The 16563-nt window shown below is 65.5% G+C and carries 17 protein-coding genes and 1 pseudogene; 17 read left to right on the forward strand and 1 reads right to left on the reverse strand.

Annotated features, from left to right (window positions below; translation table 11 throughout):
* Positions 1 to 819 precede the first annotated feature (819 nt).
* From RCI06_RS06810 to RCI06_RS06840, 7 genes are all read left to right on the forward strand, one after another.
* Positions 820 to 2373 carry an acyl CoA:acetate/3-ketoacid CoA transferase gene (locus RCI06_RS06810; protein ID WP_101548874.1) on the forward strand — a complete coding sequence of 518 codons (1554 nt, stop codon included), beginning with the start codon at positions 820 to 822 and terminating at the stop codon, positions 2371 to 2373.
* A gap of 126 nt (positions 2374 to 2499) precedes the next feature.
* Positions 2500 to 2997, forward strand: a complete 498-nt coding sequence (locus tag RCI06_RS06815; RefSeq protein ID WP_121586928.1) for a DUF177 domain-containing protein — start codon at positions 2500 to 2502, stop codon at positions 2995 to 2997.
* Between the two features lie 80 nt (positions 2998 to 3077).
* Complete coding sequence (rpmF, locus tag RCI06_RS06820; RefSeq protein WP_101548878.1) at positions 3078 to 3260, forward strand: 50S ribosomal protein L32; 183 nt, start codon at positions 3078 to 3080, stop codon at positions 3258 to 3260.
* A 76-nt stretch (positions 3261 to 3336) separates the two neighbouring features.
* Positions 3337 to 4668, forward strand: a complete 1332-nt coding sequence (locus RCI06_RS06825; protein WP_373690848.1) for a DUF512 domain-containing protein — start codon at positions 3337 to 3339, stop codon at positions 4666 to 4668.
* Position 4669: 1 nt separating this feature from the next.
* The gene (gene der / locus RCI06_RS06830) at positions 4670 to 5998 is read left to right on the forward strand and encodes a ribosome biogenesis GTPase Der (RefSeq protein ID WP_121586926.1); all 1329 of its coding nucleotides are present in this window, start codon (positions 4670 to 4672) and stop codon (positions 5996 to 5998) included.
* A 32-nt stretch (positions 5999 to 6030) separates the two neighbouring features.
* Positions 6031 to 6690, forward strand: coding sequence for a glycerol-3-phosphate 1-O-acyltransferase PlsY (gene plsY, locus RCI06_RS06835; protein ID WP_101548884.1), 660 nt, complete (start codon positions 6031 to 6033; stop codon positions 6688 to 6690).
* A 42-nt stretch (positions 6691 to 6732) separates the two neighbouring features.
* A complete protein-coding gene (locus RCI06_RS06840) occupies positions 6733 to 7746 on the forward strand; it encodes an NAD(P)H-dependent glycerol-3-phosphate dehydrogenase (protein ID WP_101548886.1) in 1014 nt (337 codons plus the stop codon).
* 736 nt (positions 7747 to 8482) lie between these two features.
* Here the strand turns inward: RCI06_RS06840 and rpmB are convergent.
* Positions 8483 to 8671: a 50S ribosomal protein L28 gene (rpmB, locus tag RCI06_RS06845; protein ID WP_101548888.1), complete on the reverse strand. Its 189-nt coding sequence runs from the start codon at positions 8669 to 8671 to the stop codon at positions 8483 to 8485.
* 237 nt (positions 8672 to 8908) lie between these two features.
* Between rpmB and RCI06_RS06850 the strand changes: the two genes are divergently transcribed.
* The 10 genes and pseudogenes from RCI06_RS06850 to RCI06_RS06895 all read left to right on the forward strand — a co-directional run.
* On the forward strand, positions 8909 to 9574 hold the full coding sequence (locus RCI06_RS06850; RefSeq protein ID WP_101548890.1) for a site-2 protease family protein: 666 nt from the start codon (positions 8909 to 8911) through the stop codon (positions 9572 to 9574).
* Positions 9571 to 10314 (forward strand): ScpA family protein, encoded by a 744-nt coding sequence (locus RCI06_RS06855; protein ID WP_256153142.1) that lies wholly within the window; start codon positions 9571 to 9573, stop codon positions 10312 to 10314. Before RCI06_RS06850 ends, RCI06_RS06855 begins: the two co-directional genes overlap by 4 nt.
* A gap of 39 nt (positions 10315 to 10353) precedes the next feature.
* Entirely contained in the window at positions 10354 to 10947 is a 594-nt protein-coding gene (gene scpB, locus RCI06_RS06860) for an SMC-Scp complex subunit ScpB (RefSeq protein WP_101548894.1), read from the forward strand.
* Positions 10948 to 10968: 21 nt separating this feature from the next.
* Positions 10969 to 11619: a DUF2953 domain-containing protein gene (locus RCI06_RS06865; RefSeq protein ID WP_306575206.1), complete on the forward strand. Its 651-nt coding sequence runs from the start codon at positions 10969 to 10971 to the stop codon at positions 11617 to 11619.
* A gap of 25 nt (positions 11620 to 11644) precedes the next feature.
* Positions 11645 to 12088: a GerW family sporulation protein gene (gene ytfJ / locus RCI06_RS06870; RefSeq protein WP_101548898.1), complete on the forward strand. Its 444-nt coding sequence runs from the start codon at positions 11645 to 11647 to the stop codon at positions 12086 to 12088.
* Positions 12089 to 12153: 65 nt separating this feature from the next.
* Positions 12154 to 13329, forward strand: coding sequence for a D-alanyl-D-alanine carboxypeptidase family protein (locus RCI06_RS06875; RefSeq protein WP_306575255.1), 1176 nt, complete (start codon positions 12154 to 12156; stop codon positions 13327 to 13329).
* 25 nt (positions 13330 to 13354) lie between these two features.
* On the forward strand, positions 13355 to 14095 hold the full coding sequence (locus RCI06_RS06880) for a pseudouridine synthase (protein WP_121586920.1): 741 nt from the start codon (positions 13355 to 13357) through the stop codon (positions 14093 to 14095).
* Between the two features lie 50 nt (positions 14096 to 14145).
* Complete coding sequence (locus RCI06_RS06885; RefSeq protein WP_101548904.1) at positions 14146 to 14529, forward strand: hypothetical protein; 384 nt, start codon at positions 14146 to 14148, stop codon at positions 14527 to 14529.
* A gap of 291 nt (positions 14530 to 14820) precedes the next feature.
* Positions 14821 to 16230, forward strand: coding sequence for a carboxyl transferase domain-containing protein (locus tag RCI06_RS06890; protein WP_276873714.1), 1410 nt, complete (start codon positions 14821 to 14823; stop codon positions 16228 to 16230).
* Positions 16231 to 16362: 132 nt separating this feature from the next.
* Positions 16363 to 16563, forward strand: a pseudogene (locus RCI06_RS06895) (acetyl-CoA carboxylase biotin carboxyl carrier protein subunit); the annotation flags it as partial.

The raw sequence follows: 16563 nt of genomic DNA on the forward strand, positions 1-16563 counted from the left end.
GGCGGAAAACAACGCCCGTTCCGGGCGTTCGCGCGCTCTGCGCGCGTGCGCGGCGTAGCCGCGCAGTTTTCCGCCTCCCCGTGGGCGCTGCGCGCCACGCAAAGCGGACGTGCCTCCCCGGAAGCACCCCCGGTACGGTTCCGGAGACTCGCCGGCAGAGGCATTGCGCCCGTGGCGCGGCGGCGGGCGGGATGCTGTAGGCTTGTTCGCTCATCCGTGACAGGGCGCCGCCGACTTTGGCCGCAGGCCGACCGGAGGCGGCGCGGGGGTCGCAGGGATTTGGCCGCAGGCCATCCTTGTAGAGAATCCGGCCCGCAGGGCCGGGTCCGCGAAGCGGACTCAAGCCGGGGCCGCGGGGCGGAGCGCCCGCGAGCGGCCGTCGCGCGTAGCGCGCTCCGGGCGCAGCCCGGGCAGGCCGCCTAAGCCCCTCGTGCCCTTCTTTGCTTCCTTTCTTGGGCAAGCAAGAAAGGAACTCGCCGTCGGTCGACTACCGACAAGTCCCTCCGCCCACTGGGCGGAAAATCTCAAACCACAGTCGGGGCGGGACCCGGCAAACCACACCGCTCACTGAGCGGTAAATCTAAGCCCACCCCGGGGCGGGATCCGGCAGCTCCGCCGCTCTCCGAGCGGCAAATCCAAGACCGCCGTCGGTCGGCCACCGACAAGCTACACCGTTCACTGAGCGGTAAACCTAAGAATGCCCCCGCCGGGCGCAGCGCGGCAATCCCTGCCGCTCACGGAGCGGCAAAAGAAAAGAGGTTGCAACCGCGCCTCCGTTCAGGTACAATGGAGCGGTAACAACAGGAAGGGAGCCCCGCCATGTTCCAGATCATGACCCCGCAGGAGGCCGCCGCGCTTGTGCGCGACGGCGACACGATCGGCATCAACGCATTTTTGTCGCTGGCCAATCCCTCGCGCCTTCAGGACGCGCTGGCCGCGCGCCACGCCGAAAGCGGCCATCCGAACGGCCTGACCCTCTACTGCGCGTCCGGCTTCGGCGGATGGGACGAGCGGCTGTGCGCCGATCCGTATATTGCGGCGGGCGCGGTCAAAAGCATCGTGGCGGGGCATTTCATGAGTATGCCGGCGGCGCTGCGGATGATCAGCGAGAACAAAATCGAGGGGTACAACATGCCGCTCGGCGTGATGGCGCAGATGCAGCGCGCAGCGGCGGGACGGCAGCCGGGGGTGTATACCCGGGTGGGGCTCAATCTCTTTGTCGACCCGAGGCTCGAGGGGCCCGGCCTCAACGAGCGGTCCAAGGAGACCTGGGTGAAGCTGGTCGAGGTGGACGGGGAGGAGCTGCTCTTCTACCGCGCGCCCAAATTCGACGTGGCGTTTATCCGCGGCACGGCCGCGGACCCCAACGGCAACATCACCTTTGACAAGGAGTGCGTCACCGCCGACGCCCTCTCGCTCGCGCAGGCGACCAAGGCGAACGGCGGCAGGGTGATCGTGCAGGTCGAAAGCCTGTCGCCCGTCTTCACCCGGCCGCGCAACGTCATCGTGCCGGGGGTGCTCGTCGACGCGGTGGTCGTCTGTCCCGACCAGCACCAGATCATCCAAACCGACTACAACCCATCCCTCTCGGGGGACATCCACGTGCCGCCCACCCATATGGACTACTGGATGGGCCGCCTGCGGCTGTCGGGCAAGCGGGGAGAGCAGGCGGCAAACCTCTCGCATGAGATCATCGGCGCACGCGCCGCGAAGGAGCTGCGGGCGGGCGACGTGGTCAATATCGGCATCGGCATCCCCGAGACGGTCGGCCCGGCCGCGGCGCGGCGCGGGCTGCTGGGCTCCCTGACCCTCACCGTCGAATCGGGCGGCATCGGCGGACTGCCCGCGCCGGGGCTCGCCTTCGGCGCGACGATCGGCGCGGACGTCATCACCGACACCTCCCAGCAGTTCGACTTCTACGACGGCGGCGGGCTGGACATCTGCTTCATGGGCGGCTTCGAGGTCGGCAGCGACGGCAGCGTCAACGCCCACCGGCTCCCCGGCCGCCCGGCGGGGATCGGGGGATTTGCGAACATCACCCAGTCGACCGGGCGGATCGTCTTCTGCGTCAACTTCACGGCGGGCGGCCTGGAGGTCGCGGTGGAGGACGGGAAGCTGCGCATCCTGCGGGAAGGGCGGGTGCGCAAGTTTGTCAAGGCGGTGCAGAGCGTGAGTTTTTCGGCGCTCAACGCCCGCCGCTCCGGCCAGCGGGTGCTCTATGTCACCGAGAGGTGCGTCTTCCGCCTGGGGGAGCGGGGGCTTGAGATCTGCGAGATCGCGCCGGGGGTCGACCTGCGCCGCGACATCCTCGACCTGCTCGATTTCGACGCCGCGGTCGCAACGGATCTGAAGACCATGGAAATTGCCCTGTAATTTGTCCGCGCACCCTTGACATTCGCGGATGGAACGGTTATAATAATCTTCGTGACATTTGCGGGGGCACTGCGCCCAAATCCGCAGATGCGAACCCCGAAAACGCGACCGAACGGAGTGTGACGCATGAAGGTCGATCTCTCCAAACTGTTCGACAACCCGGGCGAGACGCAGGAGTTTTCCGCAGCGCTGGATCTCGGGGACGTCAGGCGGTGGGGAAGCGGGCTGTTCCACCAGCCTGTCAGGATCGCCGGCATCGCGCGCAACCGCGCGGGAATCGTGGACGTCGGCTATACGGTGGATTTCGTGCTCGAGACGGTGTGCGACCGGTGTCTTACGCCGCTCACCAGGCCCGGGCATCAGGAATTCTCGCACACGGTGGTTTTATCCCTGAACCGTGAGGACAACGATGAGTATATAGTAATACCGGACGGCAAGCTCGATTTGGCGGAGCTCGCGACCTCCGATATTCTCCTCGAACTCCCCACCTCGATCCTGTGCGGCGACGACTGCAGGGGGCTCTGTCCCAAATGCGGCGCAAACCTCAACGAGGGGGAATGCGGCTGCGACCGAACCGAGCGGGACCCCAGGCTGGACAAACTGCGGGAACTGCTGAAGGACTAGCTTTGTAACAAAAGCGGCGCCTGCTCCGGCTCACAGGCGCGGGTACCGGTAACATAACAGATTGAAGGGGGTGCCACAAGATGGCAGTACCAAAGAGAAAATCCTCAAAAGCGCGCAAAAACAAGAGGCGTTCCAACGTTTGGAAACTGGATGCTCCCGCATTCTCGAAATGCACCCATTGCGGCGAGCTGAAGGCTCCCCATAAGGTTTGCCCCAACTGCGGTTACTACAAAGACAGGGAAGTAATCAAGGTCGAGGCGTAAGAGCCGAAAGCGATGTGCGACGGAGGTGGAAGTTTTCCACCTCTTTTTTCTTGTTTCCCGAAGGAGGAGCGCCCCTATGCCAGTTCTCATCCAAACCGTCGCCCCCGGTTCCCACGCCGCGCGCGCGGGCGTCCGCCCGGGCGACACGCTGCTCACGATCGGCGGCCGCCCCATCAACGACGTGCTCGACTACCGGTTCTACATGACCGACCGGCAGCTCGAGCTTTCGCTGCTGCGGGGAGGCGCGCCCTATTCGGTGCGCATCAAAAAGGCGGAGTACGACGACATCGGCCTCGATTTCGAGACCTACCTGATGGACAAACAGCACTCCTGCAAAAACAAGTGCGTCTTCTGCTTCATCGACCAGATGCCCCCCGGCATGCGCGAAAGCCTCTACTTCAAGGACGACGACAGCCGGCTTTCCTTCCTCTTCGGGAACTATATCACGCTCACCAACTTGACGGATGCGGATATTGACCGTATCATAGAGATGCACATCTCCCCCGTGAACGTGTCGGTCCACACGACCGACCCCGCGCTGCGGGTGGCGATGATGAAGAACCCCAACGCGGCCGGGTCGCTGCGCTACATCGAGCGGCTGGCGAAGGCGGGCATCCGCATCAACACCCAGCTCGTGCTCTGCCCCGGCTGGAACGACGGGGAGGCGCTTGCAAAAACGCTCGCCGATCTGGGCAAGCTATATCCGGGCGTGCAGAGCGTGGCCTGCGTGCCGGTGGGGCTGACCAAATACCGCGAGGGTCTGGCGGAGCTGCGGTCCTTCACCGCGGCGGAGGCGGGCGACACGATCGACCGCGTCGAGGCGTTCCAGCAAAGGATGCTGGAGGAGCACGGCGAGCGGGTGGCCTATCCGTCCGACGAGTTTTTCCTGCTGGCGGGACGCCCCATCCCGGAGGCGGGCTACTACGGCGAGTTCGCGCAGCTCGAGAACGGCGTGGGACTGCTCTCCCTGCTCGAGGACGAGTTTTCCGGCGCGTTTTCGGACGACGACGGGGAGGGGGCCGCGGAGGGCGCCTTCACGGTGGCCACCGGCAAGGCGGCCTGCCCGCTCATCTCGTCGCTGGCGCGGCGGGTGATGGACCGCTACCCGGGCATCGACATCCGGGTGCGCGCGATCGAGAACCGCTTTTTCGGTGAAAAGATCACCGTCGCGGGGCTGGTGACAGGCGTCGATCTCGCCGAACAGCTCGGCGGGGAGGCGCTCGGCGACCGGTTGCTGCTGCCGTCGGCGATGCTGCGGCACGAGCGGGACAAATTTCTGGACGACATGACGCTCGAGGCGCTCGAAGAGGCGCTCGGCGTGCCGGTGCTGCCGGTGGACAACGACGGATACGAGCTCTACGCGGCCATGACCGGCCGCGCGGGCGTCTCCGTGGCAAAGGAGGAATAGCATGTCCAAACCGCTGATTGCGATCGTGGGCCGCCCCAACGTGGGGAAATCGACCCTCTTCAATAAACTGGCGGGCGCGCGCATCTCGATTGTGCAGGACACGCCCGGCGTGACGCGCGACCGCATCTATTACGAGTGCGAATGGCGCGGCAAAACGGTGATGCTGGTGGACACCGGCGGCATCGAGCCCTATTCGGACGACCAGATCCTTTCGCAGATGCGCCGGCAGGCGCAGCTCGCGATCGATTCGGCCGACGTGATCATCCTCGTGGTGGATATCCAGTCGGGCGTGACGGCGAACGACCAGGACGTGGCGGTCATGCTCCAGAAGAGCGGCAAGCCGGTGGTGCTGGCGGTCAACAAGGCCGACCGGCTCGGCGAGCCGCCGCCCGAGTTCTATGAATTCTACAACCTCGGCCTCGGGGACCCGATCGCGGTGTCCTCGGTGCACGGACACGGCACCGGCGACCTGCTCGACGCCTGCTATTCGCACATCGATTTCGAGGCGCAGGACTCCTACGATCCCGAATATGTCCGCGTGGCGGTCATCGGCAAGCCGAACGTCGGCAAGTCCTCCCTCATCAACCGCGTGGCCGGGGAGGAGCGGATGATCGTCTCCGACGTGGCGGGCACCACCCGCGACGCGACCGACACGGTCGTGGAAAACGAGTTCGGCAAATACGTCTTCATCGACACGGCGGGCATCCGCCGCAAATCGAAGGTCGACGAGGAGATCGAGCGGTACAGCGTGTTGCGCGCCTACATGGCGGTCGACCGCAGCGACGTGTGCGTCATCATGCTCGACGCGACGGTCGGCTTCACCGAGCAGGACAGCAAGGTTGCCGGCTACGCGCACGAGCAGGGCAAGGGCTGCATCGTGGCGGTCAACAAGTGGGACGCCGTCGACAAGGACGGCCGCACGATGCAGGAGTACCGCAAAAAGCTCGAGAACGACTTCTCCTTCATGTCCTACGTGCCCTTCATCTTCATCTCCGCCAAGACGGGCCAGCGGATCGACAAGCTCTACGAGCTGATCAATTTCGTCAACGCCCAGAACGCGATGCGCGTCCCGACCGGGCGGCTCAACGACATGCTCTCCTACGCGACGGCGCGGGTGCAGCCCCCCACCGACAAGGGCAAGCGGCTGCGTATCTATTTCTGCACACAGGCCTCCACCCGGCCGCCGACCTTCGTCTTCTTCTGCAACGACAAGGAGCTCTTCCACTTCTCCTACCAGCGCTACCTCGAAAACCAGATCCGTTCCACCTTCGGGATGGAGGGAACTCCGGTGCGCATCGTGGTGCGCGAGCGGGACGACGGCAAGAAATGACCCGGCAAATAACGCTATGAGGGTGTGATGGAATGAATACGTTTACTCCCGGCTTCTGGATCGCCGCGGGCGCGGCTGCGCTGGCCGCCTACCTGATCGGCAGCGTGAGTTTCGCGGTGATCGTCTCCCGCATCGGCGCGCAGGACGACGTGCGCAATCACGGCAGCGGCAACGCGGGCATGACCAACATCCTGCGCAACTACGGCAAGAAGATGGCCGCCCTGACCGCCGTCGGGGACTTCGGGAAAGGGGTGGTGGCCGTCGCCCTCGGCCGGATCATCTTCCTGCTGCTGGGGGTCACCGCCGTCGACGGCGGGTACATAGCGGGCTTCTTCGCGCTGCTCGGCCACCTCTTCCCCCTCTACTTCGGCTTCAAGGGGGGCAAGGGGGTGCTCACCAGCCTGGGCGTCGTGCTCATGCTCAACTGGAAGGTCTTCCTGCTGCTGGTGGTGCTGCTCGTCCCGGTGGTCTTCATCGTCAAGATCGTCTCCCTCACCGTGATCATCGGCTATGTGCTTTTCCCCATCTTCACGGTGGCCGTCGACCATTTCACCGGCAGGCCCTTCGGCTTCGACCTGCTCTTCGCGCTGCTGCTCAGCGGGCTGGGTGCGTTTATGCACCGCGAGAACATCAAACGCCTCCTGAACGGCACCGAATACCGTTTCGGACAGGATAAAAACAAGCAGGGCTGACCTTCCGGCCGCCCCGCGCAACGTGTATAAGGAGGAACCGCCATGGCAAACATCCTCATCCTCGGGGCGGGCGGCTTCGGGACCGCGCTCGCCGTCCTGTGCGACAAGTGCGGGCACCGGGTCACCCTCTACTCCCCGTTCCAGCAGGAGATCGAGACCCTCTCCGCAGCACGGGAGCATAAAAAGCTGCTGCCCGGCGTGATCATTCCCGAATCGGTCGCGATGACCTGGCAGCTTCCCGCGCATTCGGACGCCGACCTGGTCATTGTCGCGACCCCTTCCTTCGCCGTACGCGGCGTCTGCGCCTCGGTAAAGGGGATCCTCTCCCCCGAGGCGGTCGTCTCCTGCGTGGCCAAGGGCTTTGAGCAGGAGTCGCTCAAGTCGCTGTCGGTCGTCATCGCGGAGGAACTGCCGCAGAACAGCGTCGTCATGATCTCCGGCCCCTCCCACGCGGAGGAGGTCGCGCGCGGCGTGCCCACGACGGTCGTGGCCGCCTCCCGCAGCCGCGCCGCCGCGGAGTTCGTGCAGGACACGCTGATGAACCCCACCCTGCGCATCTATGTCAACGACGATGTCACCGGCGTGGAGCTGGGCGGCGCGCTCAAAAACGTGATCGCGCTCGCCTCGGGCGCCTGCGACGGGCTGGGGCTCGGCGACAACGCCAAGGCCGCCCTCATGACCCGCGGGCTCACCGAGATCGCCCGCCTCGGCGTGGCGATGGGCGCCTCGACCGAGACGTTCGCCGGGCTCTCCGGCATGGGCGACCTGATCGTCACCTGCACCTCGATGCACTCCCGCAACCGCCGCGCCGGCATCCTGATCGGCAAGGGCCGCACCGCGCGGCAGGCGATCGACGAGGTCGGCATGACCGTCGAGGGCTATACCGCCACCAAATGCGCCTACGAGCTCTCCCGCAAGCGGGGCGTCGAGATGCCGATCATCGAGCAGGTGTACGCGGTGCTCTATGAGGGCCGCAGCCCCGACGAGGCGATCCGCAACCTCATGGACCGCCCCAAACGCCACGAGTCGGAGGTCATCTGGCTGCTCAGCCGCTGAGAGGTTTCTTTGATTTGCCGCGTTGCGCCCGGTGGGGCTTTTTTCGCGCCCCTCCGGGGCGCTTTAAGGGAGCCGCCTGCGGCGGCATAGATCGCCGGGACCCGCCCCGGCGGGCGGGCCGACTTCTTGCGCGCCCAAGAAGTCGGCGGAAGAAGGGCGCTCAAGGGGACTTCCGCCAGTCCCCTTGAGAAACCCCCGGGAGTACCTTGCCATGACCCGCGAACTACCGCCACACCCCACGGGTACACCAGCTGAGGGCTCAATTCAGGTTGCGGGCGCACCCAACAGAGGAACAGAAGGCTCAGCCACAAAGGAGCGCCGCCCACCGGGCGGCGCTCCTTTGCGTTTTTGCCGTCGCATCTCCCCGAAAGCATTTCGGGCACGGTTCCGGGGGCTCGCCGGCAGAGGCATTGCGCCCGCGGCGCGGCGGCTGGCGGGATGCTGCACACCCGTCCGTTCATCCGTGGCAGGGCGCCGCCGACTTTGGCCGCAGGCCAACCGGAGGCGGCGCGGGGGTCGCAGGGGCGAAGCCCCTCGTGCCCTTCTTTGGTTCCTTTCTTGGGCAAGCAAGAAAGGAACTCGCTGTCGGTCGACTACCGACAAACTGCGCCGCTCGATGTGCGGCAAATCCAAGCCCACCCCGGGGTGGGACTCGGCAAGCTGCGCCGCTCGCTGAGCGGCAGAAACAAAAAAGCCCCCGCATAGCGGAGGCTTTTGCTTTTGCGTGGTCGAAGGATTACAGCGCGCGCTGAATCTTATCGGAACGCAGGCAGCGGGTGCAGGCATAGATGTGGCGGGGAGTTCCGTCGACGATCGCCTTGACACGCTGGACATTGGGTTTCCAAGCGCGGTTGGAACGCCTGTGCGAATGAGAAACCTTGATTCCGAAAGTAACACCTTTACCGCAGATATCGCATTTTGCCATGTTCTGCACCTCCTCTATCATAAGAAAGATTTTACACCTGTATTGTAGGTCAACGTTAGTATTCTACCAGATTCGGCCTTTAAATGCAAGTGGTTTTTCGCAAAATTTTCGGGGAAAAGGCATGAAAAGGGAATTACCGGCAAATCCGCTTGTATTTCCACCCTGGAACAGGTATAATAAACGAGCGGACGCGGCGTTTGACGCAAAGCGCCGCCACATTTTCGACGGGAGAACGCCATGCTGAACTGGGACATGCAAAGCTTTATCGTCACGCTGATCGTGCTGATGACCTCGATGCCGGTGCATGAGTGCGCCCACGCGTGGGCGGCCTATAAGCTGGGGGACGACACCGCGAGCCTGCAGGGACGGCTGAACCTCAATCCGCTCGCGCATCTCGACCCGATCGGTTCGGTCATGCTGCTGCTCACCCAGCGGTACGGCTGGGCAAAGCCCACCCCCGTCAACCCCCGCAATTTCACCCGTAAAATCACGATGCGGGGCGGCATGGCCGTCACCGCCCTGGCGGGTCCGGTGTCCAACCTGCTGCTGGGGCTCGCGCTGCTGCTCGTCAATAAATTGGCGGTGCTCGCGCTCGGTTACGCGGGCCAGACGGACGCCGCCGTGATCGTCAGCTATATCCTGCTCATGATGGTCACGATCAACGTGTCGCTGGCGATCTTCAACCTTCTGCCCGTCCCGCCGCTCGACGGCTACCGCATCCTGGCCTATTTTATCCCGGCCAAGTGGGAAGCGCGGATCGCACGGTACCAGCAGGTCATCTACATCGTCGTGCTGGTGGCGGTCTTCATGGGCGTGCTGAGCGTCCCGATGGGCTGGCTGACCCGCTGGATCCTCCGGTTCTTCGCCCTGATCACCCGGACACCCGAACTGCTTTACGTATGACGATGGAAAAACTGCTGTTTAAAACGGAGGAGTTTGAAGGCCCGCTCGACCTTTTGCTCTTCCTCATCCAAAAGCACAAGCTGGACATCTGCGACATCGAGATTTCCGCCCTGCTCGAGCAGTATCTGACCTATATCCGCTCGCTGGAGGAACAGGACCTCGAGGTCGCCAGCGAGTTCCTCGAGATGGCCTCCCGGCTCGTCTACATCAAGACGGTCATGCTGCTGCCGCGGCACGAGGAGGAGGGGCTCCAGCTCAAAACCGAGCTCCAGGGCGAGCTGCTCGAATACCAGGTGTGCAGGCAGGTGGCGGCCCAGCTCGGGGCGCGCAACAGGATGTATCTGCAATTTGTACGCGCGCCGGTGAAAATCGAGGCGGACAACACCTACCGCCTCACCCATCGGGCGGACGAGCTCTACGCCGCCTACCAGGACGCGGCCGGACGCGGCCGCCGGAGGCTGCCGCCCCCGGCGCAGGCGTTTTCGGGCATCGTGTCCCGGCGGGTGGTGTCGGTCGGAAGCCGCATCATCCACATTTTGAAATCCCTCTACCGCAGCGGACGCGCCTCCTACGAGAGCCTTTTCACGTCGAGCGGCGACCGCAGCGAGCTGGTCGCGACCTTTCTCGCGGTGCTCGAGCTGGTGAAGGCGCGCAGAATCACGGTGGAGGGGGACGAGGTGCGCTTCGACCGGTCGAAGCAGGAGCGCCGCGCGCCGGAGGGGGAACCTCCGGCGGTCTAGACTAACGCTGCCGCGGACGCGGCGGAACGGAGCCGTCACATGATCGACCTCATTCAAAAACAGATTCTTGCCATCCTCTTCGCGGGGGGCGACGCAGTGGAGCTCTCCCGCGTCGCGCAGGCGGTCGGCGCCGACGAGGAGACGGTCGAACGCCTGCTGCCCGGCCTGCGCGGGGAGCTCGACGACGCGGGGATGCCCTTCGAGCTGCTGCGGCTGGGGGACAGGCTTCAGCTTGCGACGCGGGCGGAATTCGCCCCCGTCATCCGGGAGGCGCTCGAGCTGCGGCGCAACATCCCGCTTACGCAGGCGGCGCTGGAGGTGCTGGCGGTCATCGCCTACAACCAGCCGGTCACCCGCGCGTTCATCGAACAGGTGCGCGGCGTCGAAAGCTCGGGGGTGGTCAACTCGCTGATCGACAAGGCGCTTGTCGAGGAGGCGGGGCGGCTGGAGCTGCCCGGCCGGCCGATCGCCTACCGCACGACGGCCAATTTCCTGCGCTGCTTCGGGCTGTCGAGCCTCGACGAGCTGCCCACCGTCCCCTCGGGGGAGGAGGAGGCGCTCCCGGTGCCCGACGACGTGCTCGAGGGGCAGGTCGCCTTCGGGGAGCTCGAGCTCGCCGGCGACGACGCATAACAAGAAAGGGAGGCGGAGGATATGGCGGCGGTCGTGGGGCTTTCCATCGCGGGCGTGCTCGCGGCGGTCCTGCTGCTGCTCTGCATCCCCGTTTCATTCACGGCGGCCTACCGCACGGGGGAGCCGCCCGAAGCGTACCTGCGCTGGCTCTTTTTCACCATCGACCTGACGAAGGAGCCCAAGGAGCGCGGCGCCAAACGGAAAAAGCCCCCCAAGCCGCGGGAGGAAAAGCCCAAGGCCGCCAAAAAGCCGCTGGAATTTTCCGAGCTGCTCGGGGTGGTCGTCGATCTGCTCTCCTCCCTCCGGGGCGGGGCGGGGATGCTCGTCCGGAATTTCGTCTTCTACCGGATCCGCCTCTATATGGTGGTGGCGGGGGAGGACGCCGCGGATACGGCGATGGCCTACGGCCGGGTCAACGCGGTGGTCTACACCGCCTATGCGCTCGCGCTCGGCTTCCTGCGCATTGAAAAGCCGGATATCCAGATCCGCCCGGATTTCACGGCGGAGGAGGGGAAGGTCGACTTCGCCGCGCGCGCGCGGCTGACGCCGCTCGTGGCGCTCGGCGCGGCCATCCGCATAGGGTGCGCGTTTTTGGTCAAAACCATGAGGAGAAAACATGCGCAGGAGCCCCCGGCCCCGGAGAAGGGCGCGCAGGGGAAAACCGGAGACTAACAGATCACAGGGAGGTCTTTTCGCTATGGGAAACAACAGCCATCCGATCAACGGGCTGATGGACAGCTCGCTGCAAAACCTGCGTTCGCTCGTCGATGCGGACACGATCATCGGCGAGGCGATCACCGCCCCCGACGGCACCATCATCATCCCGGTGTCCAAGGTCAGCTTCGGCTTCGTGTCGGGCGGCTCGGACATCCCCTCGTCCAAGCAGCCGGAGCTCTTCGGCGGCGGCGCGGGCGGCGGCGTCTCGGTGCAGCCGCTGGCCTTCCTCGTCATCAAGGACGGCAGGGTCGACCTCCTGCAAATGAACGACAACAAGACGACCGCCGACCGGGTGGTGTCGATGGCGCCCGAGGTGATCGACAAGCTGGGCGCGCTCTTCCAGAAGAAGGAGAAGCCCGCCAGGGAAGCGAAAACCGCCGGGGACGACCCGCAGGCCGGGACGGAAATCCACATCGACCTGTAATGCGCCCGGAAAATCCCGCATAAAATGACCTGTATCGAATGATAACGAGGGTGCGGGTGAGGAAGATGCTGAAAAAGGGGATCGCGCTGCTGATCGCGTTTTTGCTTCTGCTGTGCGGGGTGCGGATGACCGAGGCGGCGGCCTTGGAGGAGCGGCCCGCGGCGGCGCGGTCGATCCCCGACACGCTGGGGGTCGAGACCAAGGCGAAGGCCGCGCTCGTGATGGACGCGGCGAGCGGCCGGGTGCTCTTCGCGAAGAACGCGAACACGCGCCTGCCGATGGCCTCGACCACCAAGATCCTGTCGGCGCTGCTCGCGCTCGAGCAGGACGGGATCGACGAGTGGTTCACCGTCGACACCGCCGCCATCCGTGTGGAGGGGTCGTCGATGGGGCTGCGCGAGGGGGACCAGGCGACGCTGCGCGCGCTCGCCTACGGGATGCTGCTGCCGTCGGGCAACGACGCGGCGGGAGCCGCCGCCGTGCGCATCGCGGGCAGCAAGGAGCGGTTCGCGGAGATGATGAACGAGCGCGCCGCCGAGATCGGCATGGAGGACAGCCATTTCGTCACCCCGTCGGGGCTCGACGACCCGGAGCACTACTCCTCCGCCTACGACATGGCGCTGCTTGCGCGGGAGGCGCTGGAGAACCCCCTCTTCGCGGAGATCTGCGCGAAGCCGAGCGCGAAGATCCAGTATGGGAATCCCCCCTACGACCGGTGGCTGCAAAACCACAACCGGCTGCTCAAAAGCTACCCGGGCACGGTCGGCGTCAAGACCGGCTTCACCGATTCGGCGGGGCGCTGCCTCGTCTCCTGCGCCGATCGGGAGGGGGTGCGGCTGATCGTTGTGACGCTCTCCTGCCCCGACGACTGGAACGAGCATAAAAAGCTCTACGACCGCTATTTCGGCCTGCTGCGGCCGGAGGAGGTCGGCGGGCTCGTGCCGGAGGTGGAGATCCCCGTGACGGGCGGGGAGCGGGACGCGGTCGCGGCGGTTTTCGACGAGCCCGGCCCCGTCGCGCTGATGGACGGCGAGCGGGTCGACGTCGCGGTGACCGCCGCGCCCTTCCTCTACGCTCCGGTGAGGCGCGGGCAGGTGGTCGGGAGCGTGAAATTTTCCTGCGACGGCCAGCCGCTGGCCGAGGCGGCGCTGACCGCCGCGCGGGACGTGGACGCAGAGGAAACGAAGCCCTCCCTCTGGAGCCGGCTGTTCGGCTGGCTCGGACGGGGCGGGGACGACTGAAACGGATAGAAAGACAGGTTAGGATATGGCAAAGGTAACGGGAATCCGCATCCAGAAGGTGCTGTCGGACAACGGCATCCTCTCCCGCCGCAAGGCGGAGGAGGCGATCAGGCAGGGGCGCGTCACGGTAAACGGGCGCCCGGCGGTGCCGGGCAACCCGGTGAACCCGGCGCGCGACGTGATCGCGATCGACGGGGTCAAGGTGGCGCTCCAGAGGAAGAAGCACAACGTCTACATCATGCTGCATAAGCCGCGCGGCTTCGTGACGACGACGGCGGACGAGATGGGCCGCCGGTGCGTGACCGACCTCGTGGAGGACGCGCCCGCCAGGGTGTATCCCGTCGGGCGGCTCGACCGGAACAGCGAGGGCCTGCTTTTGATGACCAACGACGGCGCCTTCGCCAACATGGTCATGCACCCCTCCAACCACATCACCAAGACCTACCGCGTGACGGTGCGCCCCGGCATCACCGACGAGCAGGCCGCGCAGATGGGCGCGGGGGTGCTGCTCGACGGGAAGAGGACCCTGCCGGCCACCGTGCTCGTGCTCGACAAGGCGGAGGGCCGCGCGGTCTTGCAGATCACCATCCAGGAGGGCCGCAACCGGCAGGTGCGCCGCATGTGCGAGGCGGTGGGGCTCGAGGTGGCGCGCCTCAAGCGGACAAGCGTCGGGCCGCTGAAATTGGGGATGCTCCAGCCCGGCCAGTGGCGGGAGCTCAAGCCCAGCGAGCTGATTGCTCTGCGCAACGCCGTCTCAAAGAAATGATGGAAAACCCTTCTGTATAATTTGCGGAATTTATTACAAGGAGTAACGGGATGTTTCTGATCAAACGCGTGACAGACCCGCGCCTCGCCGCGCGCATCTGCGACAGCTTCGGCGCGCCGGAGAACGGTTCCTTCGCCTACGCCGCCACCAAGGGGGACGAGGTGCTCGGCACGGCGGTGTTCTTCACCGCGCCGGGCGGCTGCGTGACCCTCGCCGGCGCGGACACCGGCCGGCGGCTCGACGTGGGGCTTGTCGACGGGATGGCGCGCGCCGCCTTTACGGCGCAGATGCGTGCGGGGGCCCTTTCGGCGAAGCTCGGGGAGGGGCTTTCGGAGGAGCTGCGCCTCGCGCTCACCAAGCTCGGCTATGAGGCGCGGGAGCCTTTCCCGCTCGAGGCGTTCTTCGCGAAGAAGAGCTGCGGCTGCGGGCGGTGAGTTCCACGGGCGCCATCGATACGCAAATACCAAAACGCCGCGGGAGACCGCGGCGTTTTTTCTGTCGGAAACGTGGAAAAGAACCGTTAATCTTTTATCAAAAACCGCAAAAAACAGCTTGTTATTTGGGATGGAAAAGTGTATACTTTATTGTGGTTACATTTTGACATTTTCTTTTTTTCATCTGTGGAAAGTCAACAAATGCGACCGAATCCCGTATTTTGATCCCCGCCGGAATGGCGGCCGCCCGTCGGGACGACGGGCGTCAGTTTAAGATAGGAGGAAAAAAACATGAGTGACAAGGCGATGTCACTGGCCGATGCACGTAACGAGGCCCAAAAGGCGACGGCGGCCCGCAAAAGGCTGACGGCGCTCTTTGACCCCGACAGTTTTGTCGAGGTCGGCGCGCTCGTGAAGAACGGCTGTGACGGCACCGGGGTGATCACCGGCTACGGCCTGGTGGAAGGCAGCCCCGTGTATGCGTTTTCCCAGGACTCCACCGTGCGCAACGGGGCGGTCGGAGCGGCCCACGGCTCCAAGATCAAGAAGATCTACGACCTCGCGGTCAAGACCGGCGCGCCGGTCGTCGGCATCTACGATTCCAACGGCGCCGCCGTGGACGAGGGCCTCGACGCGCTCGCCGCTTATGGGGAGATGCTCCTCTGGACCAACAACCTCTCGGGCGTCGTGCCGCAGGTCTCCGTCGTGGCGGGCGCCTGCGCGGGCAGCGCGGCGCTGATCGCCGCCTCCGCCGACTTCGTCGTCATGAGCGAGGGCGCCGAGCTCTTTTTGACCCCCGCCGACGCGGATTCCGCGACCGACGCGGCCAACGCGGCCAAGTCGGGCGTTGCACATATCGTGGAGAAGGACGCCGACGCCGCGGTGGCCGCGGCGCGCAGGCTGGTTTCCCTGCTCCCCTCCAACAACCTCTCCGCAGCCCCCTACTGCGACTTCACCGAGGCTCCCGGCGCGGGCGCCGCGCTCGACGCGCTTGCGGCGGGCGTCGCGGACCAGGCCGACATCCTCGGCATCGCGGAGCAGATCGCGGACGCGGACAGCCTGATCGAGCTCCAGAAGGCGTTTTCCGGCACCGGCGCGAAGGTCGCGCTGGGCACCGTCGCCGGCACGACCGTCGGCTTCGTCGCCGCGTCGGACAGCGGCGCCGTCTGCTCGGGCGGATGCAGCAAGATCGCCCGCTTCGTCGCGATCTGCGACTCCTTCCAGATTCCCGTCGTGACCCTCGTCAACTGCGAAAAGTTCGCGGCCGCCGACGGCCATGTCTTCCAGGGCGGCGTGCGTGAGGCCGCCAAGCTCGCCCACGTCTACGCCGAGGCGACCACCCCGAAGGTCGCGGTCATCGTCGGCAAGGCGTACGGCTCGGCCTGCGTCGCCCTCGCGGGACGCGGCGCCAACGCCGATTACGCGATCGCCTGGCCGAACGCGGTCATCTCCGCGCTGGCCCCCGAGACCGCCGTGGCCTTCCTTGAGGGCGACAAGATCACCCTTGAGAAGTCCCGCGCCGAGGTCGAGGCGGAGTATCTCGCCAACGAGGCGAGCGCCCTCGCGGCCGCCGCCAGGGGCCACATCGACGACGTGGTCGACCCCGCAGATACCCGCGCCGCGGTCATCTCCGCGCTCGACATGCTCGCCGGCAAGCGTGTGAGCACCCTTCCCAAGAAGCACGGCAACATCTCGATGTAACCCGGCGCCGGCCCGCCATTGCCGCAGGAATGCGGCGGATACCTACCGATGCAGGCCGGCCGCCCGGAACCAGTGCGGCTCGGCAGACCATATGAATCAAAAACAAATCATATTTTACAGGAGGATACAGTCATGAAAAGATTTAACATAGTTGTCAACGGCAGGGCTTACGACGTACAGGTGGATGAGCTGGCTCCGGGCGCGGCCCCCGCCGCTCCGGCTCCGGCTCCCGCTCCCGTCTACGCCGCCCCGGCTCCGGCCGCGATGCCTTACGCCGTGCCCTCCCCGATCCCGTCTCCCGTGGCCGCTCCGGTCGCCGCTCCGGCGCCCGCT

It is taken from the genome of Anaerotruncus massiliensis (ex Togo et al. 2026) (genome assembly GCF_030825285.1).
Classification (GTDB): domain Bacteria; phylum Bacillota; class Clostridia; order Oscillospirales; family Ruminococcaceae; genus Anaerotruncus; species Anaerotruncus massiliensis.